This is a genomic window from Lactobacillus sp., assembly GCF_051873315.1.
Lineage (GTDB): Bacteria > Bacillota > Bacilli > Lactobacillales > Lactobacillaceae > Lactobacillus.
This window is the reverse complement of the sequence record NZ_JBJEES010000132.1, coordinates 1-23,889: the sequence shown is the minus strand read 5'-3', so window position 1 is coordinate 23,889 and position 23,889 is coordinate 1. Positions and strand designations below refer to the sequence as shown.

27 protein-coding genes are annotated in these 23,889 nt (G+C 48.0%); 11 read left to right on the top strand and 16 right to left on the bottom strand.

Annotated elements, in window-relative coordinates; translation table 11 throughout:
- Together ACI32D_RS07850 and ACI32D_RS07845 are read right to left on the bottom strand one after the other, a co-directional pair.
- Positions 1-911: protein kinase domain-containing protein (locus ACI32D_RS07850; protein ID WP_439776029.1), on the bottom strand; the 911-nt coding region annotated here is incomplete at its 3' end.
- Positions 912-1,214: 303 nt separating this feature from the next.
- Positions 1,215-1,460, bottom strand: coding sequence for an arginine deiminase (locus tag ACI32D_RS07845; RefSeq protein ID WP_439776028.1), 246 nt, complete (start codon positions 1,458-1,460; stop codon positions 1,215-1,217).
- A gap of 122 nt (positions 1,461-1,582) precedes the next feature.
- Between ACI32D_RS07845 and ACI32D_RS07840 the strand changes: the two genes are divergently transcribed.
- From ACI32D_RS07840 to ACI32D_RS07830, 3 genes are read left to right on the top strand one after another with little or no spacing between them, the layout of a single operon-like run.
- Positions 1,583-2,293 carry a metal ABC transporter ATP-binding protein gene (locus ACI32D_RS07840; RefSeq protein WP_439776027.1) on the top strand — a complete coding sequence of 237 codons (711 nt, stop codon included), beginning with the start codon at positions 1,583-1,585 and terminating at the stop codon, positions 2,291-2,293.
- On the top strand, positions 2,290-3,090 hold the full coding sequence (locus tag ACI32D_RS07835; RefSeq protein WP_439776026.1) for an ABC transporter permease: 801 nt from the start codon (positions 2,290-2,292) through the stop codon (positions 3,088-3,090). The genes ACI32D_RS07840 and ACI32D_RS07835 overlap by 4 nt, the downstream gene beginning before the upstream one ends.
- A 10-nt stretch (positions 3,091-3,100) precedes the next feature.
- Complete coding sequence (locus ACI32D_RS07830; RefSeq protein WP_439776025.1) at positions 3,101-3,712, top strand: alpha/beta hydrolase family protein; 612 nt, start codon at positions 3,101-3,103, stop codon at positions 3,710-3,712.
- 135 nt (positions 3,713-3,847) lie between these two features.
- Here ACI32D_RS07830 and ACI32D_RS07825 read toward each other — a convergent pair whose 3' ends face one another.
- The 3 genes from ACI32D_RS07825 to ACI32D_RS07815 all read right to left on the bottom strand — a co-directional run bounded on the left by ACI32D_RS07825 (position 3,848) and on the right by ACI32D_RS07815 (position 5,347).
- Positions 3,848-4,099, bottom strand: a complete 252-nt coding sequence (locus tag ACI32D_RS07825; RefSeq protein ID WP_439776024.1) for a hypothetical protein — start codon at positions 4,097-4,099, stop codon at positions 3,848-3,850.
- A gap of 20 nt (positions 4,100-4,119) precedes the next feature.
- Positions 4,120-4,854 (bottom strand): hypothetical protein, encoded by a 735-nt coding sequence (locus tag ACI32D_RS07820; protein WP_439776023.1) that lies wholly within the window; start codon positions 4,852-4,854, stop codon positions 4,120-4,122.
- Between the two features lie 205 nt (positions 4,855-5,059).
- Positions 5,060-5,347, bottom strand: coding sequence for a bacteriocin immunity protein (locus ACI32D_RS07815; RefSeq protein WP_050952047.1), 288 nt, complete (start codon positions 5,345-5,347; stop codon positions 5,060-5,062).
- A 189-nt stretch (positions 5,348-5,536) separates the two neighbouring features.
- On the opposite strand from ACI32D_RS07815, the gene ACI32D_RS07810 reads away from it, so the two are divergent.
- Positions 5,537-6,307, top strand: a complete 771-nt coding sequence (locus ACI32D_RS07810; protein WP_439776022.1) for an NUDIX hydrolase — start codon at positions 5,537-5,539, stop codon at positions 6,305-6,307.
- Positions 6,308-6,389: 82 nt separating this feature from the next.
- Positions 6,390-6,656 carry a DUF1294 domain-containing protein gene (locus ACI32D_RS07805; RefSeq protein WP_439776021.1) on the top strand — a complete coding sequence of 89 codons (267 nt, stop codon included), beginning with the start codon at positions 6,390-6,392 and terminating at the stop codon, positions 6,654-6,656.
- On the opposite strand, the gene ACI32D_RS07800 is transcribed toward ACI32D_RS07805, so the two are convergent.
- Complete coding sequence (locus ACI32D_RS07800) at positions 6,649-7,524, bottom strand: hypothetical protein (RefSeq protein WP_439776020.1); 876 nt, start codon at positions 7,522-7,524, stop codon at positions 6,649-6,651. The two genes, ACI32D_RS07805 and ACI32D_RS07800, sit on opposite strands and share 8 nt — an antisense overlap.
- A 251-nt stretch (positions 7,525-7,775) precedes the next feature.
- On the opposite strand from ACI32D_RS07800, the gene ACI32D_RS07795 reads away from it, so the two are divergent.
- Both ACI32D_RS07795 and ACI32D_RS07790 read left to right on the top strand, forming a co-directional pair.
- Positions 7,776-8,330, top strand: coding sequence for a cysteine hydrolase family protein (locus tag ACI32D_RS07795; RefSeq protein WP_439776019.1), 555 nt, complete (start codon positions 7,776-7,778; stop codon positions 8,328-8,330).
- Positions 8,331-8,398: 68 nt separating this feature from the next.
- The gene (locus ACI32D_RS07790) at positions 8,399-9,835 is read left to right on the top strand and encodes a nicotinate phosphoribosyltransferase (RefSeq protein ID WP_439776018.1); all 1,437 of its coding nucleotides are present in this window, start codon (positions 8,399-8,401) and stop codon (positions 9,833-9,835) included.
- Positions 9,836-9,905: 70 nt separating this feature from the next.
- Here the strand turns inward: ACI32D_RS07790 and mscL are convergent, their stop codons facing one another.
- The 7 genes from mscL to mmuM form a co-directional block, all read right to left on the bottom strand.
- Positions 9,906-10,382 carry a large conductance mechanosensitive channel protein MscL gene (gene mscL, locus ACI32D_RS07785; RefSeq protein ID WP_439776017.1) on the bottom strand — a complete coding sequence of 159 codons (477 nt, stop codon included), beginning with the start codon at positions 10,380-10,382 and terminating at the stop codon, positions 9,906-9,908.
- A gap of 85 nt (positions 10,383-10,467) precedes the next feature.
- Positions 10,468-11,298, bottom strand: a complete 831-nt coding sequence (locus ACI32D_RS07780; RefSeq protein ID WP_439776016.1) for a Cof-type HAD-IIB family hydrolase — start codon at positions 11,296-11,298, stop codon at positions 10,468-10,470.
- Between the two features lie 116 nt (positions 11,299-11,414).
- Positions 11,415-12,422 (bottom strand): asparaginase, encoded by a 1,008-nt coding sequence (locus ACI32D_RS07775; protein ID WP_439776015.1) that lies wholly within the window; start codon positions 12,420-12,422, stop codon positions 11,415-11,417.
- Positions 12,412-12,864: a MarR family winged helix-turn-helix transcriptional regulator gene (locus tag ACI32D_RS07770; RefSeq protein ID WP_439776014.1), complete on the bottom strand. Its 453-nt coding sequence runs from the start codon at positions 12,862-12,864 to the stop codon at positions 12,412-12,414. The genes ACI32D_RS07775 and ACI32D_RS07770 overlap by 11 nt, the downstream gene beginning before the upstream one ends.
- Before the next feature lie 61 nt (positions 12,865-12,925).
- Complete coding sequence (locus tag ACI32D_RS07765; RefSeq protein ID WP_439776013.1) at positions 12,926-13,189, bottom strand: chorismate mutase; 264 nt, start codon at positions 13,187-13,189, stop codon at positions 12,926-12,928.
- 239 nt (positions 13,190-13,428) lie between these two features.
- Positions 13,429-13,890 (bottom strand): YbaK/EbsC family protein, encoded by a 462-nt coding sequence (locus tag ACI32D_RS07760; protein WP_439776012.1) that lies wholly within the window; start codon positions 13,888-13,890, stop codon positions 13,429-13,431.
- Positions 13,891-13,945: 55 nt separating this feature from the next.
- Positions 13,946-14,878: a homocysteine S-methyltransferase gene (gene mmuM / locus ACI32D_RS07755; RefSeq protein ID WP_439776011.1), complete on the bottom strand. Its 933-nt coding sequence runs from the start codon at positions 14,876-14,878 to the stop codon at positions 13,946-13,948.
- Between the two features lie 78 nt (positions 14,879-14,956).
- Here mmuM and ACI32D_RS07750 point away from each other — a divergent pair, with 78 nt between their 5' ends.
- The 3 genes from ACI32D_RS07750 to ACI32D_RS07740 all read left to right on the top strand — a co-directional run bounded on the left by ACI32D_RS07750 (position 14,957) and on the right by ACI32D_RS07740 (position 18,827).
- A complete protein-coding gene (locus ACI32D_RS07750) occupies positions 14,957-16,351 on the top strand; it encodes an amino acid permease (RefSeq protein WP_439776010.1) in 1,395 nt (464 codons plus the stop codon).
- Between the two features lie 150 nt (positions 16,352-16,501).
- Complete coding sequence (locus ACI32D_RS07745) at positions 16,502-17,467, top strand: ATP-binding protein (protein WP_439776009.1); 966 nt, start codon at positions 16,502-16,504, stop codon at positions 17,465-17,467.
- 94 nt (positions 17,468-17,561) lie between these two features.
- Complete coding sequence (locus ACI32D_RS07740) at positions 17,562-18,827, top strand: carboxylate--amine ligase (protein WP_439776008.1); 1,266 nt, start codon at positions 17,562-17,564, stop codon at positions 18,825-18,827.
- Between the two features lie 79 nt (positions 18,828-18,906).
- On the opposite strand, the gene ACI32D_RS07735 is transcribed toward ACI32D_RS07740, so the two are convergent.
- From ACI32D_RS07735 to ACI32D_RS07725, 3 genes are all read right to left on the bottom strand, one after another.
- Entirely contained in the window at positions 18,907-19,671 is a 765-nt protein-coding gene (locus ACI32D_RS07735) for a nucleoside phosphorylase (protein WP_439776007.1), read from the bottom strand.
- Between the two features lie 120 nt (positions 19,672-19,791).
- Complete coding sequence (locus tag ACI32D_RS07730) at positions 19,792-20,679, bottom strand: mucin-binding protein (protein ID WP_439776006.1); 888 nt, start codon at positions 20,677-20,679, stop codon at positions 19,792-19,794.
- 788 nt (positions 20,680-21,467) lie between these two features.
- Positions 21,468-22,313, bottom strand: coding sequence for a helix-turn-helix domain-containing protein (locus tag ACI32D_RS07725; protein WP_439776005.1), 846 nt, complete (start codon positions 22,311-22,313; stop codon positions 21,468-21,470).
- Positions 22,314-22,407: 94 nt separating this feature from the next.
- On the opposite strand from ACI32D_RS07725, the gene ACI32D_RS07720 reads away from it, so the two are divergent.
- On the top strand, positions 22,408-23,640 hold the full coding sequence (locus tag ACI32D_RS07720; RefSeq protein WP_439776004.1) for an MFS transporter: 1,233 nt from the start codon (positions 22,408-22,410) through the stop codon (positions 23,638-23,640).
- Positions 23,641-23,889 lie beyond the last annotated feature (249 nt).

The window sequence follows — 23,889 nt, the reverse complement described above, 5'->3', positions numbered from 1 at the left end:
AATACATAGATCCCTCTTAAAACATTTCTAAAAATCTCAAGACGTTCTGGCAATGAATATGAGCCAAGTTTCCCACTTTTCGCTAACTCATCAAGATTACAGCCCGAAGCGTACTCCGTAACAACAAAGAAAGCATCGTTCACGTAAAAAGCATCTACTACTGTTTCAAAGAAGTTACTGTTTCGCACAAAATCCTTTTCTAGCAAACTACTGGCGCTTATCAACCGATCTCGTTCATCAATTCCGGCACACTCAACATTATAGTATTTCTCTGCATACCTAATAATTACCTTCACCTTAGTTTGTAAATCAAGTGCTAAAAATACTCCTGAAGGACCGTTTTGCTTTATTACCTTTAAGATAAGATATCTAGTGGGTAGACTATTGTAACGCTCGAGACGATAATCATAAATTCTTTCCACGTTTGAGCTAGGTTTTAATTTTTTATCTCTTTTGTCAATATTCTCAACATCATCAAGCAAAGTTCCATATCTATAATAGACATTAAGGCCTTGTTTATATGAAGTATCTGAGCCCACTCGAATTCCCACATCATCATGAAAATAATAATATAGAAGTTCTAGAGTCTCTGTTACTGCACTTTGATCTGGATATATTGTTATAAATTTGCCAACTTGACTATTCCCAAAATAGCCCATATTTATTTGCTCTAAATACGGTATGGAAGAAATAATTTTAAAATCAAAATGATACTTTTGGTTAAGAGTTAAAAATTTTCGAGCAATTTGGATAGCATTCGTTAGGATAGCACTAATATGAATTTTCCATCCGTAGTTACTCTTTATATGGTGCGGATAATTAGGAAAGGCCCATATACTATCTTCATACCTAGCGACTGAGTATTCTTTGAGCAACAATTCAAATTGAATTGCAATATCTTCTTTATTCATGGCCAAAATTTTTCTTCCTTAGATTGAAGCTGAGCCAACAAGTACATTCCATCTAAATAGCGAACAACTAAATAATTTACTACTGCTTTCTCAAAATTAGCTTGCTTTAATTTTCTAGCTATTTCCGAAATACTATATCTGTTCTCGACAGAGAGTTTATACGACTCAATTATAAACCTTGAATATAAATAATATGATGCTGAACCAATACTGACGTCTTTTTCATTAGTATAGCTTTTAATAAAGCGGCTAAAATATTTTTTTAGTCTCTCATCCGGCGATCTCTTGATATAATCTATTTTTTTAACCTCTTGCAGGATGATTAGTTGGGCATCGTTGGCTGTGGGCTCCAGACAAAGCACCTACTGCTTGACCTGTTGTAAGACCTAAGTCATTTAGTGCCTCTACATCTCTAGCAAGGAGGGTCTTCTTTTCTTGATTTGTTAACTTTGTGGACTTTAAAAATTCCTCTGGATCTGCTAAAAAATTACCAATAGTAATTGGATCACTCTGAAGTTTTTGAATTAATTTTTGGAATTCTATTGACATAAGTATGTCTCCTCTCTAAAATGTGCTTTGCATTAGTTTTTCATGAAGCAACTTTATCATTTATTAAAAACATAATCAATCTAACTTTGCATAAAATCGGTCTAACTTTAAGGAAATAAACAATGATTAGTGCTAATAATTTAAATATTGGTTATAAAGATAAAGTCGTTGTTCACGATTTATCTTTCTACCTAGATAAAGGAATGTTTATCGCTTTAATTGGAGCTAACGGTGCTGGGAAATCCACCTTGATTAACAGCTTGATTGGCGTCATTCCACCAGTGTCAGGTCAAATTTCATGGAAACTGAAAACTGATCGGGTTAATCCTTTCAACGATGTTGGCTTCAGTCCCCAAAGCCAGCTGATCGATTGGTATACCAGTGTCTATGACAATGTGTATCAAGGACCGCTTCTCGCCGGCTTTAAGCCCAAGGAAGCCCAAAAAGCAACCAAGCAGGCCTTAAAACTCTTGGATATTAGTGATTTAAGTGCTAAGCCGGTTGATCATATTTCTGGTGGCCAGCAGCAACGAGTACAAATCGCCAGAGAAATTGCTCGTGAGCCACAAGTCTATATACTAGATGAGCCCACAACCGGGCTCGATGTGGAAACTTCGGAAAACTTATTTACCTACTTAAAGCAAAAAGTTGATGCCGGAAGTATTGTATTAACTTCTTCACATGACTTAACTCTGCTGGAAAGCTACGCGAGTCACGTTCTTTTCTTAGACGATCATGAACAAAAATACTTTGGTCCACTTACTGATTTTTTGGACAGTGGTACGAGTTTGCGAGAAAAATACCTTAACGAACGGAAGGCGATAGAAAAATGAATCCGCAACATTTTAGAAATATATCTTTAGGATTACGGTCGATCAGAATTGTCGCCAACAATGAGTGGCGGGCTTTCGTGCATAATAAAGGCTTGCTCTTATCAATGTTCATGCAACCGCTTATTACTTACGGCTTGTTGGTCATGGCATTGAATCAAAATTTAGCTTCCGTTCACTACGAATCACTAATTTTGCCCTACAAGCAGTATGCATTGACCGGTGTTTTGAGTTTCTTCATGACCACTCAGATGTCGCAAGCGATGTACCGGGCGACAGTTGATAAAGAATATGGTTTACTAGCTATTAAATTTACGAATGGTGTTCAGCCATGGCACTACTTGACTGGAATGAGCTTCTTCCCAATTGCCGGTCTCATATTTCAAAGCGCTGTATTGATTGTTCTTGGACTTGCTACAGGTGGTGTGTACAATTTAGGATTATTGTTACTATCTCTGCTTGTATTAATCATCTCACTTGAGTTCTGGTCCACTTTGGGAATCGTTATTAGCACGCGGATTTCTTCCTATCAGCAACGCGATATCATTATGACCCTAATCTTTTCACCAGTTGCATATGCCGCGCCAACGCTTTATGTCTTCAGCGATAATTCACCACTGATCATTAAAGTGTTGGCCTATATCAATCCGCTATCCTACCAATTAAAGGCACTTAGAACTGTAGCCTTTGGCATATTTGACATTAAAGATTTATTGATTGCTCTAGCACTTACAATTATAATGATTATTTTTGCCCAGATAATTTTACGTAGAATGCCATTAAGTCTGGCTGAAAGATAGTATGCGAAAAATGGTCGAATATATTTTCTGTCGTGACTGTGAGAAAGTCTATTTTTATCTGCATGGAGGTCCTTTTTTTACCCTTAGGAATTGGCAAGAAGACCCTTTCGCAACAATGCTCTACAATGAACAACGGAATTTTATTTTGCTAAACTACCCCATTATTTATGGCAACGGTGGCATTAGTGATTACCAATTTTTAAAAGAGTATTTTTTGAAGTATAAAAGAGAACATCCAAATACAGAAATGATTTTACTAGGAGAAAGCTACGGCGGGTACCTAGCCAGTCTGTTTGCAGCCGAATATATATTCAGAAAAATTATAGCGATAAGTGCGTTTACCAGTATTGATTATCAAGAGTTGTTTTCATCTGAGCGGTCTTGGCTTAAGGACTATCTTTCAGAAAATGCACTTGATTTTTACGCTCTATGTCGGGACAATAAAATAAATACTCAAACTATTTTTATAAACGGCTCTAGAGATTCAAGAGTTCCCTATCAGCAATTTTTAGTGCTACCATTCATGAAGAAATTCAAAGTTAATGTACTACCTGGATTTACTCACAGAGAATGCGGGACGAGGCTTGAATATGTTATCTCGTTAATCAAACAAGAATTGTAACCTAAATTGACATACCCCCAAAATCATATTTCAATTTTGGGGGTATTATTTATGCCTAAACAAACTATAGATAACAGAAAAAAGTGCCGCCAAAGCCGGATATTTAGGCTTTAGCAGCACTTTTCTTTTTCTATTTTAGTCCATAATCGCGCAGCTCATGGCAAAGTAGACCAGGCTCAGGCAGGAACAGAAAATGATGACTGGCCAGACAGCTTTAGCGACGTTTTTTTGCCGGATGCCACTGACAACCAGATAGATCACCAAGCCAAGCAAGGTTAAAAGGCCTAGAGCCACGATTAAGAGGTGGTGCCACAACCAGATAATCGTGCTGTCACCGACAATATGGAAAACACGTTCCCAAAGTGGAAGTCGTGAAGCTTGGTACATACGTAATCATCTTCCTTTCTTTAACGATACCAACAAGTCTTTGGCCAATTCTTGTGTTTTGGGTCACCAGACCACGAGGAGCAATCTTTAACGCCTTTTCCGCGTCTATCAAGCCCATCGCACTTAGTCATTGTCCCTAGATCTGAACAACCATATTTACTCCAATGGTAATAGCAGTCACTTCTATAGAAATCTGTCCAGGATCGCGGATCTGTCTTCTTCCAATATCTATGGTCACTATTCGGCCCATTAAATCTATTACAATGCACATGTGCACCAGTTTTTACTCGATCACCATTATTTTGGCCCGAATATCCACCACCGCTCGAAGGAACAGCGATAAACATGGTTCCTGATCTGACAGAAGACTGACCATTATCCTTATCCATTGAGCCAATCCAAGACTTAAAGTCTATAACTTTTGGTTTAGGCTGTGATGGTAGTCTGATAAAAGAAGTTGTAAACGGTGTTTTTACCGTTGTCCCATCTTTTCTTATATCCTTGTCGTTCGGAAATAATATTTCCACAGTAACCGTATTCCCTTTTTGTATAAAATCAACAAGACTATCTTCTTTGGCTATTTCTTTCATTTCTTTTAAAGTATCTGCAGGAATCGAAGACAACTCATAGTTTGCAACAACCTCTGTGGAGCTATCAGCATTGGTAGCTGCATTCACTGTTTTACAATTAAGTAAAATCTCAATTAATCCAAAGCTAAATAGTAGTATTTTGCTTACCTTTTTTGTAATAGTCATATTACTTCTCCTCCCATAAGTCTATGAAAAAAGATTACTACAGCTAACACTACGCTGTATCATTTGCGACAATTGTAGCACCAATCATGAGCAAAGCGTAGCTCTTTTTTTCACTTTTCGTTCAAAATAAATTAATAAGTGCTGTTGAAGAAGGAATACCAAGCTTCAGCAGCACTTATTTTAATATGATTAAGTTTTCAGTAGATTACTTCAGAACTACGCCATTAGCACCAACTGCAGAGTAGCGGGCCAAGTCCAGTTGCAAGCTAGTAACGGCCTTTGGCAGTTCGTTTTCAGCGAAGTTAGACCGCAATTGAGTGTCCAGGTTAGACGCAATTGAGCGGATTGATTCTGACTTTTCAGCCTTCTTAACAGCTGCTTCAAGTAGCTTGCTCAAAGCCGCGTTTGCCTTGACTGCCGGGTCATTTGCGACAGTTTCCAATTGCTTCTTAAATGCTTCTTCTGCTTCGTTTTCTTTCTTGTTAAAAAACATCGTACAGCCTCTTATAAATGAAAAATCAAACAATTTTTTTCGCTTACATTCTAGCACTGTTTGTAATCAGTGGAAGAGGAAAGTTGATTATTCTTTCAAAAAGCTGCACATCTTTTCATTCCTCTTCCACATCCAGTTAATCCTCCCAGCAATGATATAATAGTAATAAAACTGAAAGGAGCCGTTTTGATGCCTGAATTAGAAAAGATAGTCGAACGCCCCTTGATCACCATCACCAACCTGATCTGGAGCTTTAACAAGGAAACCCACCGGGTTCAGCTGCTTTTAGTCAAGCGCAAGGACGAACCTTTCGTGGACCGCTGGGCCCTGCCGGAAACCCTTCTTCGGGAAAACGAAAGTGCCGACCAGGCTGCCGTGCGCTTGATCAAAGAAAAAATCGGCCTTGACCTGCCGGAATCTTCCACCGAGCAACTGGCCACCTTTACCTCACCCCACCGGACGCCTGGCGAGCGGGCCCTGGCCCTAACCTACATGACCTACCTGCCCGCCATGCCAAACCTGCGGCCCGGTTACGGAGCCAGCGATGTTGCCTGGTTCGCCTTTGAAAATTTCGGCCACAAGTATGAGCTTTTTTCCGCTGACAAGGACCTGACCTTTGAATTAGCGGAAAATTCCCACGCCCTGGCCTTTGACCATGACGAAATCATCGCCGTGGCCATCCAGCGCATCCGCAACAAACTGGACTACCAGCCCAGCATCCTGCAGATCCTTGGCCCCGAATTCACCCTCCGCGAAGCCCGCGAGGTCTACGCCCCCTTCTTCCAGACTACAGTCGATGAGATCGACAACTCCAACTTCCGCAAAACCCACGGCTCCCTCTTTACCGAGCTGGGCGTGCAAAAAAATTACCATAAGAGCGGGCGGCCCCCAAAGATCTATCGCCTTAAAGAAACGCAAAACAATATCCTCTGGGGCAAGGCTAACGACAAGCAAGGCTAACTGCCTTGCTTTTATTTTGCAAAAAGCCACCCTGCCTAAGCAAGGTGGCCTCTAATTCTATTAAAAATAACTAGGAGACGACATGAATCACTTTTGGCAAAGCAGCCTGCTGCTTATCAACTTAATCGCCTTTGCCCTCTACGGCATCGACAAGGCTAAAGCCCGGATGCACGCCTGGCGCATCCCCGAACGGCTGCTGCTTACCTGCTCCCTGCTGGCCCCCGCCGGGTCCGGCCTGGGCATGCTGCTCTTTCACCACAAAGTCCGCAAGTCCTACTTCTATTTAGCAGTCCTTACCGGCTTTATCCTCTGGGCTATTGCTACTTATCTGCTTTTAAAGCTTAGCTAAGGCTCTTAAGCATCTTAAAGGCGGTCTCCGTGCTGTGGGCCTTGAGCTGGTAAACGCTGGACCCTTTGGCCCAGGTGATTACCGTGTTCAAAGAACCCAGGCTTTCACCAACATCAACCTGTACGCTGGACTTTGCCGTCACATCCGGCAGGCCATATTGCTGGTAGAGCGATAGCAGCTTTTGCGCCGTTGGCAGCGGCTTTTGCCCCTCCACATTGCTTGCCCGGACGACAAAGGACCACTGGCCCTGGTTGAACTGCAGATAAGTCGACCCAGCCGCCCCTTCTTCTGTCCCAGTCACGTTACCAGCAATCTTAACTACCGGCAGGCCGGTCTTGGGCTCTTGGTAATTGATTAAGCTGCTGGCGTCAGCCACATTCTTATTTTCCGTTAAAACGGCATATGGCTTTTCACTGGCAATCCGGCTGTCGTTTAAGGCCAGCGGGCTATTTCCGACGCTGTAGTAGACAACATTCTGGCTGCTTGAGCTGGTGTAGCGGATATTCAAGTTGCTGCTGCCCTGGCCTAAGCCGTCAGCCGCGGGCAAAAGCATCCCCGGCAGCTTGACCCTTAATTGACTAGTTAAAGTCCCTATCCGGTTTGTGTCTGTACTTGTACTTTGACTTTGGCTGCTGGAAGCCGCGGACTTAGAACTGGCCTGGCTTGAGGAGGATTTTGCTGAACTAACGGCAGAACTGGCCGCAGATTTAGCCGCCGACTTAGAGCTGGCCTTATTTCCCGCCTTCTTCTCGCTCTTAGCCTGGCTGGATTGACTGGACTGCTGCTCACTTTGACTTTGGCCCGCGCAACCGGCAAGCAAGCTTGTCGCCAGCAGAAGCAGGGCCAAATTTTTCCTGTTCTTCTTCATTTTTTACACTCTTTCTTTATCAATAATTATCCTGCTTTTCACCCCTAATTATAGATCTTAGCCCGGCTTTTATAAAGAAAGTTCCGTTTTCCCCGGTTAAAAATTGTTTATTCCTCGTAAATTGTCTGAGAAAACTTGCAAAATAATCTTTTATGGAGTAAAGTTTACGTCAAGCGAGTAAAAGTTTATTTTACTTTTTATTTTTATCCTATTTTAGGTAAGTTATACTTTTAACAAAAAGGAAGAAAAAGATGGAAAATGAAGCACTCTTGATCATTGACTATACCAATGACTTTGTAGATGACAAAGGCGCCTTGACCTGCGGGGCACCTGCTCAAGCCCTGGCTGACCAGATCGTCAGCTTGGCCGACCAGTTTTTGTCCGCCGGCAAGTGGGTCATCCTGCCAACCGACAAGCACTTTAAGGGCAACCCCTACCACCCGGAAACCAAGCTCTTCCCGCCGCACAACCTGCCAAATACTTGGGGCCGGGAGTTCTACGGTCCCCTGCAAACTTGGTATAATAAACATCAAGACGACGAGCACGTCCTTGTCTTGGACAAGTCACGCTACTCTGCCTTCTGCGCTACCGGCCTGGACCTGTTCCTCCGTGAGCGCCAGGTTCGCCGGGTTCACCTGGCCGGGGTCTGCACGGACATCTGCGTCCTGCACACCGCCATGGACGCCTACAACCATGGCTACGACATCACGGTGCACGAAAAGGCAGTTGCCGCTTTAAACGACGCGGGACAGGAATGGGCACTGAACCACTTCAAGTCCTGCCTGGGCGCTGAAGTCGTCGACTAACCTTTACCGTTTAAGTTTTTATTTTTACTTTTAACAGTTATATTTTTGAGAAAGCAGATTTTTACACTATGTCTTTATCACACGCGTTAATTACCGACCTGTACGAATTCTCAATGGCAAACGGCTACTTTGAAACCCTGCCTAGAGATACCGAAGCCGTCTTCGACGTCTTTTACCGGACTGTTCCGGACAACGGCAGCTTCGTCGTCTCCGCCGGCCTGGAACAAGTCGTTGAACAGCTGCGGGGCTTCCACTACACCAAGGAAGACATCGACTACTTGAAGTCCCTCAAGCTCTTCAGCGATGAATTCATTTCCTACCTGGAAACCATGACCTTCGACTGCGTCGTTTACGCGATTCCAGAAGGCACCCCGGTCTTCCCGCGGGTGCCAATCCTGACGGTCAAGGGGCCGCTGATTCAATGCCAATTGCTGGAAACCTTCGTTTTGAACCTGATCAACCACCAGTCCCTGATCGCCACCAAGTCCCGCCGGATCAACCTGGCCGCCGCTGGCCGGCCAGTCATGGAATTTGGTGCCCGCCGGGCCCAAGGGCCAGACGCTTCCGTTCTTGGCGCCAGAGCTGCCGTTATCGGCGGCTGCGGGTCAACCAGCAACGTCTTGTCAGCAGCCAAGTACAACATTCCAGTTGCCGGCACCATGGCCCACGCCTGGGTTCAAAGCTACCCAACTGAACTTGAAGCCTTCGAAAAGTGGGCTGAAGTCTACCCGGACAACGCCCTGCTTTTGGTCGACACTTACGACGTCTTAACCAGCGGCGTACCTAACGCCATCAAGGTCTTCAAGCAGCTCCGCGCCAAGGGTCACAAGAAGTTCGGTATCCGGATCGACTCCGGCGACATCGCCAAGTTGTCCCGCAAGGCCCGCAAGATGATGGACGACGCCGGTTTCCCGGAAGCAACCATCACTGCTTCCAACGCCTTGAACGAAAACGTCATCCACTCCCTTCTCCAAGAAGGCGCGCCGCTTGACAGCTTCGGCGTTGGTGAACAACTGATCACCAGCTCTAGCTCACCAGTTCTGAGCGGGGTCTTCAAGCTGGCCGCTTTGAAGATTGGCGACGGGGAATGGCAGCCAAAGATCAAGCTGTCCAACTCCAAGGAAAAGGTTACCCTGCCTGGTGAAAAGAAGGCCTACCGCCTCTACCACAAGGGGACCAAGAACGCCTTCGCGGACGTCATCGCCCTGGCTGATGAAGAATTGCCAGAAGAATTCACTGGCATTAACATGGACCCAATGATGACTGAAACTGAAGCTGACTTGAAGGACTTCGACGCCGTTCTCTTAACCCAGGTCGTTGTCGGCCCAAAGGCCAAGTCAATCGAAACTGACACCTTCAAGATCCAAAAGCACATGTACGAAAAGCTGGCTGAACTGCCAGAAGAAACTCAAAGACTGCTTAACCCGGACCGCTACCCGGTCTACCTGACTCCTGCCCTGGCTGACCTACAGGCCAAGATGATCAAGGACCACAAGCTTAAGTAAGTCACCAGTTCAATTGAATAAGCAAAAAACGAAGTTGCTCGAGCAGCTTCGTTTTCTTTTGCCTTTTATTTTATTGTTCAGCCAGTTTTTCTTCCAATTGTGACGTACACATCGGGCAACGGCTGGCTTCGATATCGATCTCGCTCTTGCAGTAAGGGCAGACCTTGGTCGTTGCTTCTTCTTCAGCTTCCTCTTCCTTCTTGATCAAGGACCCGGCCCGGTTGAAGGCCTTGACGATCAAGAACAGGACGAAGGCCATCATCAAGAAGTTGATGACCGCGGTCAAGAACTTCCCGTAAGCCAGGGTCACCCCGGCAAATTTCAGTGAGAACTGGTCAAAATTCATCCCGCCGACCAAACCTAAAAGAGGACTGATGATGTCACTTACCAGGGACTTGACGATGGTGGTGAAAGCACCGCCGATGATGATACCGACGGCCATATCCATCACGTTGCCCTTAGAGATAAAGGCCTTGAACTCCCCGAAGAAGCCCTTGGTAGATTCGACAGCCTGCTGGCCGTCTGGCAAATTAATTCGCTTTGGCATTTTTTACTCCCAAATATAATTTAGCACTTATATTAATTAGCGAACCAATTATAGCATTCTTAGGGAACAATTAACAGTTATTTTCTTACTCATAATCCGGCAAAACCCAACGGTCAATTGCTTCGGCTACTGCCCCCTGGTCGAACGTCTTCTCTGTTATTTTGTCGCAGTCTGCCCGCATTTCCGGGCTGACATTGGCCACCCCAACGCCGGTGCCGGCTGCCTTGATCATGGCCAGGTCGTTGAAGCTGTCCCCGATCGCCATGGTCTCATCCAGTGAATAGCCCAGCTCCTGGCACAAGGTCTTGAGGCCCAGTCCCTTGTTCACTTTCGGCGGGTTGAATTCCAGATAGCGGTTGGAGGAAAAACTCATCTCACTGACCTTTTCAAAATCCGCCAGGTCTCCCCGCAATTTTTTCAAGCGGGGAAAATCAGTGTCGACGTAGAGGATCTTGGCGAAACGAGCCCCGCTTGCCCGCAAGGCCGTCAAGTCCCCGCCCGGCAAAGAAGCGAAGTCTGCCCGGCCCTGGCAAAAATCGATCTCTTCTTGCGTAAGCCGGTAGCCGTAAACCTGGTCCTCAGTGTAGATATGCATCCCCAGGCCTAATTCCTGCCCCTGCTTGAAGATTTCCTCGACCAGATCCCCGTCCATCCCGGTAAAAGAGATCAGGCGCGGCCCCTTGTTTTCAAAAACCGCCCCGCCGTTGTAACAAATCGTGTACTGGCCGGCCTGGTCCGTCTGGCCCAGTTCTGCCAAGGTCTGCTTTAATGAGTAAAAGCCCCGGCCTGTAGCGGGCACGAACTTGATGCCCAGTTCCTGGCACTTTTTAATAGCCCGCAGGTTTTCCTCCACTACCCGGTTGCCCGGCCCAAGCAAGGTCTCATCTAAGTCGCTGGCAATCAATTTGATCATCATTTTTTCCTCCTGACTCATCTTTTCTCTACCACTATGATAGCGTTTTTAGGAGCAAAATAAAAAGAAAAATGAAAAAGAAAATGGAAAGAGAAAATAAAAAGCTGCTTTACAGCAGCTTAATCGGTGATGGTTACCTCACCGGCAATATCCTTGTTGAAAAATGCCCGGACGTCGTCTAAGTCCATCCCCTGGCCCAGGGCCCACATCAGCTTTGTCACGGCACTTTCACTGGTCATGTCCCGGCCGCTGATCGCCCCTTCTAGCATGGCTGCCCGGCCAACCTCGTACTTGGTCAGGTCAGTCCGTTCGTACAGGCACTGGCTGCAGGCCACCACGGGCACTCCCCGCTTGATGATCTCGCCAATCGCCTTAACCATGTTCCGCCGCATGTAGTTCATGCCGCCGAGGCCATAGGCTTCGATGACGATCCCCTTGACCCCGCTGTCAACCATGGCGGACAAAACGGCCGGGTCAAAGCCTGGGAAAAGCTTGATCATGGCCACCTGGGTCTCCACCTTGGTGTTCAAAGTGCAGATGGCGTGCTCACTTGGCACGTATTCAAAGTCTTTGTGCTTGATGTCGATGCCGTCTGAGGTCACCATGGCTACCGGGTCGACATTGATGCTCTTGAAAGCGTCAAAACCGGTCGTCCGGATCTTAACGCAGCGGCAGCCCCGCATGATCTGCCGGTTAAAGGCAATATAGATCCCCGGCTTGCAGGTTGCCGCCGCGGCAAAAGCAACCCGGAGGTTGTCTGGCGCGTCGCTTAAGATGGCCTGCATGGGCACCTGGCTCCCGGTCAAAACAACCGGCAGGTCGATCCCTTGCAGCATAAAGGTGAGCATAGACGCCGTGTAAGCCATGGTGTCAGTCCCGTGGGAGACGACAATGCCATCAAAGCCCCGGCGCAATTTGTAAATCTGTTCGGCGATAAAAGCCCACTCTTCCGGCTGGATATTGGAAGAGTCCAAAGACAAAATGTCCTTGACCTCGACTTCATAAGGCAGACCGCCCAGGGTATGGAGCAGCTCCGCCCCTGACTGGCCTGGAATCAGCCCCTCTTCTGACGCTACGGACGCGATTGTCCCCCCAGTCGACAGCAGCAAAATTTTCTTATTGGTCATCTTTTTCCTCACTTGCTTCGCGGTCTTCCTCAGCCAAAAGCTCATACAAACGGTCCAGGTACTTTTCCAGCTGGCTTAATTCCTGCCGGCTGTAGAGCCGCTCCACCTTTTCCTGCAGCTTGTGCATCCCTTTTTTAGCGCTCATGCAGATCTGCCGGCCTTCCTCGGTCAAGCAGACGATCTTCACCCGCTTGTCGCATTCAGCCAGATGGCTTCTGACATAGCCCTTGCCTTCCAGGCGGCCGACAATCCCGGCCATGGTGGCCTGGGCCACTTCAAAGTGGTTTTCCAGCTGCTTTAAAGGCGCCTGGCGGCCTTCACATTTGTCCAGATAAACCAGGCAGTGAAACTGTGAGAAGGTCAAGCCCAGCTTCTTGAGCTCGCAGTTGCCCCTTTTGGCCATCAAATCATTGATCTTCTTGACTCTTAACCCTAAATCCATCGTTTACTCGGCTCCTAATCTACCAACGATACCTAAGAGCCTATTTTACCATTTTTGCCGGTTAAAAATCCTCTTCCAGCCGCTTGGCCTGGTCCATAATCTCCTGGTAGACCGCCCTTAAGGCTGCTTCATATTCCGGCCGCTGGGCCAGGCCCATCACCTTGTCTAAAACCTGTGCTTCTCTTTTCGGGTCAAAAACCGCCTGCCCCTTTTCCCGCTTGAGCCGGCCAACTTCCATGACCAGGTCGTATCTTTTGACCAGAGCCTTGACCAGGTCTTGATCCGCCTGGTCGATTTGCTCTCGCAGCTTGCTTAAATCTACCATCGTTTTTCCTCAAAAGTCCCCTATTTTCCAAGTATTTTTAAAAAAAGCACCCTTAGTACTTTACGAGATAAAATGAAAGTATTATCATAAAGATGAAAAAATTACGATTAGGTTGAGCGTCACACCAAACGCTGAACTTTATCTGTGGTAAATTGTTATTGTTATCAGTGTAATTTTTCACATCACAGAGAACGCGAACCAGCCGGTTCGCGTTTTTTGTTTCTCTGTTTCTTTGTCTTTTAAGCTGTCTTGGTCACGTCCACCCAGGCCGTGTAGTCGGAGTATTTTTCCAGAGCCGGGATAGTCAAGCGGACAGCGCTGTTGCTTGAGCCAGCTGCCGGGTAGACCTCGGCGTGGCGCTTGAGGGACTCGTCCAAGTAGACCTTGACGCCTGGCTTAACGGCAAAGGGGCAAACCCCGCCTGGAGCGTGGCCGATATAGTCTTCCACCTGGTCAAAAGGAATCATCTTGGCCTTCTTGTGGAAGGTGGCCTTGTACTTGTGGTTGTCAGTCCTGGCTTCCCCCGCCATAACGACTAAGATCGGGGCATCGTCGACCAAAAAGGACAGGGTCTTGGCGATCTGGTCCGGTTCGGTATCCAGAGCCTGGGCGGCCAAAGCCACGGTGGCTGAAGACTCGGGAAGTTCAATTACCTTAACGTCAGTATCTTTGAAAAAATCTTTTACTCTTTCAACTGCCATTGTTTAACCTGCTTTCTCTGCTCAAAAAGCTGATGAATCTAAGATTAGAAATATTTTAAAAAGCAGTATAAACCTTTTTGACCGCGGCGGCAAGCCCGGCGATATCTTCCGGCATCGTCGTGCAGCATCCCCCGACCAGTTTCGCCCCGGCAGCCAGCCAGTCACTCCCTGCCTGGCCAAAGTCCGCGGCTTCTGGCGGGTAGACCCACTTTTTAACAGAAGGATCGTATTCCGCCCCGGAATTAGGGTAAACGACGATTGGCAATTTGGAAGCGCGGAGATTTTTCACCACATCGACAGTCCAGGCCAGCTTGAAGCAGTTGGCTCCGGCCGCGAAGACTTGAGGATAGCTGCCAACTTCCTGGACCGCTTCAGCTAAAGGCAGGCCCTCGCTGATAGTGGCCGGGTCTTTTAAGGAAAAGCTGACGTAGACCGGCAGGTCCGGGTACTTAGCCGCCAGATAGTCCAGAATGGCTCTGACTTCGCTCAGCTTGGGCTGGGTCTCAATGGCCAGGCAGTCCACCCCGCCGGCAACCAGTTCTTCAATTCGCGGGGCATGGAAGTCCACGTATTCCTCATGGCTTAAGTCGTAGTCCCCCCGGTATTCACTGCCGTCAGCCAGGTAGGCTCCGTAAGGGCCGACTGAACCGGCCACGTAGTTATGGATGCCGGTCTCTTTCTCAAAGTCGTCTCTGGCTTTAATGGCTATGGCAGCTGACTTCCTGATTAGGGCGCGAGCCGCGTCCTCACTTAATCCGTGCTTCATGAAGGCCGGCAGGCTGGCCTGGTAGCTGTCGGTAATCGTGACCCGGGCACCGGCCTTGAAGTACTCCTGGTGGACCCGGTAGACCAGGTCGGGATTGTCCTGTAGAGCCCGGGCGGTCCAGAGATCAGAATTGGTGTCTTCGCCCCAGGCTTCTAAGGGCGTGGACATGGACCCGTCCAAAGTCACCGGGCCTTGGGCCAGAAGAGTTGGTAAATCTGCCATCGTTTTTTCCTCCATCATGTGCTATCATGTTACTGTTTATTTTAATAAAAAACTAATCTGTTTTGAAGAGGTATTTTTATGGCTCAACAAGAAAAAGTCGACCACCTCGAGCGGAAGATGGAGGCCCGGCACATTCAGATGATCTCCCTAGGCGGGGTCATCGGAACCGGTCTCTTCTTAAGCTCGGGCTATACCATCAGCCAGGCTGGCCCCATCGGCACGATTATTGCCTATTTCTTCGGAGCGATCCTGGTTTACGCCGTCATGCTCTGCTTAGGTGAATTGTCAGTGGCCATGCCCTACACGGGTTCCTTCCACGTCTACGCTAAAAATCTGCTTAACCCGGCCACCGGCTTCACGGTCGCCATTCTCTACTGGCTGACCTGGACCATTGCCCTGGGCAGCGAGTTCACCGCGGCGGGGATCATCATGCGGCACTGGTTTCCAAGCGTCCCCGTCTGGATCTGGAGCTTAGTCTTCATGATTTTGATTTTCTTCTCCAACTTCTTCTCGGTCAAGATTTTCGCTGAGAGCGAGTTTTGGTTCGCGGCCGTCAAGGTAACCGCCATCGTCGCTTTTATCATTTTAGGGGGACTGGCAGTCGTTGGGGTTATTCCTTTAAAAGGCAGCCAGGGGGCGCCAGGCTTGACCAACCTGACTAAAGATGGCTGGTTTCCGACTGGTTTTGGTGGAGTTTTTACCACCATGCTCACGGTCAACTTCGCCTTCTCAGGGACAGAACTGATCGGGATCACGGCCGGGGAAGCCAAGGAGCCGGAAAAGACTCTGCCTAAGGCCATCCACACCACCTTGTGGCGGCTGATCATCTTCTTTATCGGTTCCATCTTCATCATGGCCTGTCTTATCCCCTACAAGCAGGCCGGCGTTACCGAAAGTCCCTTCGTCCACGTCTTTAACATGATGGGAATTCCTTTTGCCAGCGATTTGATGAACTTCGTCGTTTTGACGGCCATCATCTCCGCCGGCAATTCCGGCCTCTACGCCTCAACCAGAATGCTCTGGTCCTTGGGCAATGAGGGGACTATCCCAGTTGTTTTCGCCAAGACCAACAAAAGAGGGATCCCGGCTATCGCCTTGCTGGTAAGCATGCTGGGCGGGGTCTTCTCCCTTTTGACCAGCGTCTACGCGGCTGACACGATCTACCTGGTCCTGGTTTCCATCTCCGGCTTGGCGGTGGTCTTCGTCTGGATGGCGATCGCCCTGTGCCAGCTCAAGTTCCGGCAGAAGTGGCTGAAAGAAGGGCATACGGAGAACGAGCTCAAGTTCAAGACTCCTCTCTATCCCTTCACGCCCTGGTTTGCCTTTATCGCCAGCCTGGCCCCCTGCCTTTTGATCTGGTTTGACCCTTCCCAGAGGGTAGCCTTGTACGCGACGATTCCTTTCGTCATCTTCTGCTATGTCGCCCACCATTTCTATGCCAAGTATCAGGAGAAAAAGCAGACCAGCCTTTAACAGAGCGCCTTCGGGCGCTTTTCTTTTTGCCCGGGGAATCGAATCAAATCAAATCAATCGAATCAAATCTAATCAAATCACATCATTGACGAGATTGACGAGATTCGCTAAAATATGATTAGATTCAAACTAGCAAGAAGGAGGACCGCCATGCTTACACCAAACGATTCCAGCAGCTTTGAAAACCAGCTTTCTCCCCGGCAGGACTTGACCTTTAACTCCCTGCAGGCCCTTTTTGACCAGCAGGGTCTGCCCTTTACCCCGCCGTCCAGCCAGTTTGGCATCCTCCAGTTCAGTAATTTCGACCTCCTGGTCTCTGACCAGTGCCCTTATACGATCAAGTGCGCTGTTTTTAAGGGAACGGACCAGGACGAATTCCTGGACCGGCAGGAGTTTACCGGGTCCCTGGCGGCCCAATTCCAGCAGGTCTACGCTTTTTTGGAAAAGCACAACCCCGTAGAGAGCCAGATCAAGGGCCTTTACCGGGAAGACCGGCCAGCCTACCCCAAGCAAGCCTTAAGAGAAGCCTTGATGAACGCAATTATCCACAGGGACTACAGCAATCCGGCCAGCAGTCTGATCAACTTATACACAGACCGGGTGGAATTCATTTCTTTTGGTGGCCTCATGCCCGGGATTACCCTGGAAGACATCCAGCTGGGCCTGTCAGTTTGCCGGAACAAGCGCCTGGCTGACCTCTTTTACCAGCTGAAGCTGGTGGAATCTTACGGAACAGGGTTAGCCAGAATCAAGAGTGCCTATAAGGGCAGCCACCTTGCGCCCCAGATTTTGGCCGCTCCCAGCTCTTTTAAGGTAGTCCTGCCCCATTACGAGGCGGCTGTTAAAGCAGCCCCTAAGCCGGTTAAAAAGGCGGCTGGGCCTGCCCCCTCCCCTAGCCCAGCTCCCAAGCCAAAGGCCCGGGCAACCGGCAATGAAGAAGCCGTTTTGGCTTTTGGCAAAGAGCATGGAGAATTTATCAGAAGCGACATTGAGGAGCTCTTAGGGGTCAGCCCGGCTACGGCGACCCGGCTCTTGCGGCAGATGGAAAACAGCGGCTTGGTCCTCAAGCGGGGCAAGGCCAAGGCCATCCGCTACCGAATCAGCGAAAATTCCTAAGCAAACAGTTCAGTTCCTGCCTAAACGTGCTAACATAGGTAGGGACTTTTTTCATCCAAAAAATTACAATCCATATAGAAATCTGGCAATAATCATGCAACAATTTACTCCGATTCTTTTAGGCAGCGACATCAACGTTTACGGGATGGCCCGGTCCTTCCATGAGGCTTACGGGATCAAGGTCCAGGCCTGGGGCGCGTCCACTTTGGCCCCGACCCGGTATTCAAAGATCGTTGACATCGAGGTTCACCCCGGCTTTACTGAAGACCCGGAATTCATCAAGGTCATGCGCGAGAAGATCAAGGAATACAAGAATCACCCGGAACCGGTGATCTTGATCTCTTGTGGGGACGGCTACTCAGAGCTTTTAGCCAAGCACAAGCAGGAGCTGGAAGAGGCCTTCATCGTTCCTTATATCGACTACTCCCTCTTAGAGAAGCTGATCTCTAAGGAGGGCTTCTACGAGGTCTGTGAAGAATACGGCCTGCCTTACCCGAAGACCAAGATCATCACTATGGCCGCTTACAAGGACGGTTCTTACGCCGACGTGCCTTTCCCCTTCCCGGTCGCTTTAAAGCCGGAGGACCCGGTTTCCTGGCTGGACGTCCAGTTTGAAGGGCGGAAGAAGGCTTTTGTCATCAAGGACATGGCGGAATTCAAGGATATTGTGGGCAAGATCTACAAGAATGGCTATAAAGCAGACTTGATCCTGCAGGACTTTATCCCAGGCGACGACTCCAACATGCGGGTCTTGAATGCTTATGTGGATAAAAACCACAAGGTCAAGATGATGTGCTTGGGCCACCCGCTCTTGGAAGACCCGGACCCGATCGCTATCGGCAACTACATGGTGATCGCGCCGGACTATGACGAGAAGCTCTACCAGACTGTCCAGGCCTTTTTGGAAAAGATCAACTACACGGGCATGGCCAACTTCGACATCAAGTACGACGTCCGCGACGGCCAGTACAAGTTCTTTGAGATCAACCTCCGCCAGGGCCGGTCCAGCTTCTACGTCACTTTGAACGGCTACAACCTGGCCAAGTGGTACGTGGATGACTATGTGGAAGACTCACTTAAAGACCAGCCAGTTGTTTACGGCAACCAGGATCCGGCCAAGCACAAGCTCTGGTTAGGCGTGCCAGCTAAGATTTTTGAACAATACGCGGTCGACTCCCTGGCCAAAAAGGAAGCCTTGGCGCTTCTCCGGGCCGGCAGAGTGGGCACCACGGTCTTCTATAAACCGGACATGAACGTCAAGCGCTGGCTCTTGATGAAGCACATGTACCACAACTACTACAAGGATTACCAGAAGTACTTCAAGGTCAATAAAGAGCAGTACTTCGAGAAAAAGAAGTAAGAAGCATAAACTTATGCACAAGAAAAAGAGGAAGCTCACTTGAGTTTCCTCTTTTTTGCATGATATTTTTCTGTCCTGTTTAAAAGTTGTGGATAATCCGTAGGCAGATGTGCAGGGCTTTCGCTTGGGAATCTTGGCCCCAATCGCGGTCATCATAGGCCTCTACGTTAGCCAGGGAATCAGCCGTGTAAAGCAGCTGGCCGAATTCAACGCCGCGTTTGGCGCTAACAGCGGCCATTGAGGCACACTCCATCTCTACCACCTGGCAGCCTTCCCCGCGACGGTACTCGACCATGTCCTTGGTTTCCCGGAAAAAGCCGTCAGTCGTCCAGGTCGTGCAGTGCTCAAAGGGCAGTCCCTGCTCTTTTAAGCCTTGGCCTATTTTTTCAACAGCTGCTGGATCAAGGTCCACATAGCGGCTGGCTGGAAGGTACTTGTAGGAAGTGCCTTCATCTCTTAAAGCCCGGGTCGGGATCAAAAAGTCGTTTTCCTTGATGTCCACCAAGGTCCCACAGGAGCCAACAGCCAGAAACTTCCGGCAGCCAAGGGCGATCAAGGCATCCATGAACTGAGCGGCCGCGGGACCGCCTAATGGCGCCCGGCATAAGCACAGCTGCTCGCCTTGGTTCTCAATGACATAGATCGGCCGCAGGCGGTCAATCGTAATAAAGTGGTCAGCTACAGTTGCGTTGACCTGCTCGGCATACTTATCGACTTCGTCTCCTAAGAAGGCAAAGAGGCATTTTTCCGGCAGCCTTACGCCTTCATTATCATGGCCCGGCTTCAGAACCTCCTGGGAAACTGGGTCGTATTCCAAAATCGGCAATTCATTTTTCTCGATCATAATCTAGTCCTTTCCAGTCTAAGCAAGTTAAAGTATAGCAAATTTTTGCCAAAAGAAAGGAGTCAGTTCCGGTTTGGAACTGGCTCCTTTTTGGATGCAGAGATTAAGTTGAGATGATGACTAAGCGTGGAATTCGATTACGATGCAAACCATAGCGTTGCTGCCAGTGCCGTAGTGGCCTACGCCGATGTAGGCAGTGTGGTTGCCGGAGTCGACCATCATCGTGTAGTGTTCGTAAGTACCGCTGATGTTGGTGATGTTCTTTCTAGTCTTCTTAACGACGATGGCTTGGTAGTCATCCTTTTCTGCCTGCATGTTTTCAGTGAAAGTGCTGGTCAGGCTGGACTTCATTTCAGCCGTAGCGTCGCCGCTTTGCGCGTTGTAGTAGCAAGCGTGCAGGGTTTCGCCGCCGTGGTAGATGATCTTGCCGTTAACGATCGGGTAAGTGTTGAGGTAGCTTGGCAGGGAGTTGTAGCCGGAGTGGTCGTAAGTCCCGGTAGTAACGTACTGCTTTGCCTTTTCGGTAGCCCGCTTGTCAAGAACGGCGTTGTACTTGGAGCTCATCTTGACTGCCTTGACGCCTGCCTTAGCCCGGAAGCTGTTGACAACGTTCAAAGCTGCCTGACGGAGTTGGCTTTGGCTGCTCAGACTGCTGTCGGTGCTGGCCTTAACGGCTGCCTTCTTGGTGTTGTTAGCCTTGTAGGTGATGTTAACAGTCTGGCTCTTAGTCTTTGAAGTTACCTTGACTGCCTTGACAGTCTTGGTGCTGGCCTTGTAGCCAGCAGCCTTAGGTGCCTTGTAAGACTTCCAGCTGGAAGTGGTCCACTTGCGGCCCTTCTTCTTTAAAGTAGCAGTTTGCTTAACCTGGCTGTACTTGCCTGGCTTGTAAACCTTGATGGTCCGGGTAACCTTCTTGGTAGTGGTCTTAGCGTAAACCGGATTCGTGGTCGTGGTTGCCAGCCCGAGGAGGGCTGCCAGAGCTGCTAAAACTGTGATTTGCTTTCTCATAATAGATCACCTATTTCCACTTAATTTCTGCTATTAGTTATCTCTTATCTTTCAACTAGAATTATAGCAGGGTTTTAAGGAAAAAGTTATAGTTTCTTGGTAATTTTTATAAGCTTTTACTTATCAGTGTAAAAATAAAGCTTCTTTCTCAGTATTCAAGAATCTATAACCGTTGATTTATCAAACTTTAAGCCCACTAACTTATCCAGCTGCTCTAAAGCACTGATTTAAAGCCAATGTAAAGGGATGCAAGATTTATTTTTGAATATTTCTAATTAGTTTAAACTTATCAAAAATATAATGATTAACCTAACACATTTTCTAACCAGCAAAACCGTCAAGTTATCACTATAACCATAATCTTAAAAGTTGCATTTACAGGCCCACTATAACTATTAGCTGAAAATTATTATTTAAAACTAATGAGATAAACCGGATACAACAGCGGTTTGATTATCTAAAAGTTATTATCATAATCTGCCGACGCTTTTTAAGGCAAAAAAACAGGCCGCTGCTTATCTTTTTTAAGCAACAGCCTGTGGCACATTATTTTTGCAATTAAAACTCAATGTCAATATGAATCTTGATTCTGCCTTGAATACTCATAAAACTCACCTCCTAAGCTATTTATCTGCTTGTTAATGCCGCCAAACTTCATCTCCAAATACAATTCTATTCATTCAAGAACCACCTCTTCTTTATCAACTTTTGTATTTTAGTATAGCCAGCTAGAAAAGACATATAAGCAAAAAGTCAGATCTGCAAGTGAAATTGCAAATCTGACTTTCTCACATATGTTCCTGTAAAAACTTCTCAACTTCCTGCCCGTACTCCGGCATCCCCAGCAAGTAGCAGTTTTTAACAGCCAGCCGGCAATTTTCCAGCCTTTCTTCCTTAGGCTCCGCTTGGTAAGCCAGCAGATTTTCAAAAAATAGCAGGGAGTTCTTATAGAAAAACAGCTCCGGCCTGGTCGGAATCTGCTTGCCGGCCTCGATAAAGTACTCCGCCCCACTGGACTGCCGCAGGTCCGCGAAATCAGACAAGAGATTGTCGATGATCGCCAATAGCGCTACCTGGATATCCACATCCCTGGTCTGCCGGTACTTTTCCACAATTTGCCGGCTGAGATAACGATTGCTGTCCAAGTCATAGAAATCCATGAAATTGCAGTAGAGCATCAGCTTCTTTTTATCAAAGCTGGCGATGTTAAAAATCTTCTCCTTAATTCTTTGCCGCAGGGCTTCATCACCATCTTTATCGTCTTTCACCGTTTCCATCCAGCCCGCGACGATCAAAAGCTGCTCTTCCTTGTCCGGGAAATTGCTGGCTTGCACCTCTTGAAACAGTTCCTGAAAATCGGCCTGGCTGCCGTGGTAGTAAGCCTGCATCAGCCTGGCCCGGAGGTCCTTCTCCCACTTCTTCTGCCGGCCGGCTTCTACCTCCAGGTGACTAAAGAACTCCCACAAGGGAATCTGGTTCGCCTCCAGCAATTTCAACAGGTCTTCCGCGCTAATCCGGTTCAAGCCCTTCTCAACTTTTGAATAAAAAGAAGGACTGATCACCTCTCCCGCCCATGCCTTCTGCGTTTTCCCCTGCTCCAGCCGGTATTTTTGCAATAATTCCCCGATTTTCATCTTTTTCCTCCAAAGTCAAATATGCCATTTTCCGTTGCCCAGCCGCCAGTCCCCTATCATTGGTAAAAAACTATTTACGAAAGCTGGTTCAACGATGAATTCTTTTCTCAAAAATAAAAATTTCCGCCGCTTCGCTACAGGTGGTCTTCTGTCTGCCGCTGGCGATGTCTTCTTCTACCTTGCCTTCATGACTTACGCCAGTCAGCTGCGCAATTACTCCCTGGCCATCTCACTGATTGCCATTTCTGAAGCCGTGCCAAAATTTCTGGAAATCTTTGCCGGATACCTGGCAGACAAGACCCGGCACAAGTTCCGCAATATCGTGCTGACCGCGCTTTTCCGCTGCCTCTTTTACGCCCTGGCTGCCCTCTTGCTGGCTTCCAGGGCTGACCAATGGAAGCTCCTGCTGGCCATCATCACCATCAACTTTTTGTCTGACCTTTGCGGCTCCTACTCTTCAGGGCTCATAGTTCCGCTTGTGGTCGACCTAGTCGGAGAAGATGACTTTGGTGAAGCTGAAGGCTTTGTCAGTGGCTGCAAGCAGATCATCGACATTCTGGCCCAGTTTGCCGGCGCGGGCCTCATTTTGGTCCTTTCCTACGCTGCTTTAGCCTGGATCAACTCGCTGACCTTTTTGCTGGCCGCCATCCTTTTTGCCTTAGTTGGCCGGCAAGCCGCCCCGGTTCAAACCGAAACAGCTGAAACTCCAGCTTTTTGGCCAGCCATGCGGCAGGCCTACCAGCAAGCCAAAAAGCAGACAGGACTCTTAACCGTAGTCCTTGTATTAGCAGTAATCAATGCTTCTTTAACCGCGATTGAGCCCCTGTTTTCAATCACTCTGGCTGCTCATAAAAGCAGCATGGTCATCTCCAGCTACAGCTTTACCCTGGCCTTGACCAATGTGGCCGCGGCAATTGGAGCGGCCAGCGGGAGCCTTTTTGGCCAAAAAGTATTCCACTCTATCAGCATTTTCCCTTTAGCCAGCTGGACTGCCTTGTGCAGCCTACTGACAACGCTGAGTTTGTTTTGCCAAAACGGCTGGTTGACCGCTCTTCTTTTCGGACTCTTGGCCGCTTTAGCCAGTGCTGTTTCCATTAAAATGACCCAATGGCTGGTGACCAGCGTCGACCGGCAGATTTTGGCTTCAACCGTTGGCCTATTGAACACTATTTTAATGGCCGCCAGTCCCTTGATCACCACTCTGATCACAAGCATTTCCAGCATCAACCTGGCCTGGGCAATTATCAGCCTGCTGGCCTTGGAAGTCGCCGCCTTAGCGGTACTGCTCATTCTCAACCAGCGGCAATTATTTAAAATCTCTGCTTAACAGGTGTCCATTAACTTGGACGCCTGTTTATTTTTTGCCTCTTTAGTCATCAATTATATCTTAAAAACAAAAGTGTAATCTGCAAAATAAAAAATTTGGCACTTTTTCTTGTATTAGTAAGTGGAGGGAAAAACTGACCTCCTAGTTAAGGAGAAACCATGGCAAAAAGAAAATCACAGCAGACTCATGGCACCAATGACCTGGTTGAAAAAATTCTGCTGGACAAGAATGAAGTGTTCGCTGACGTAT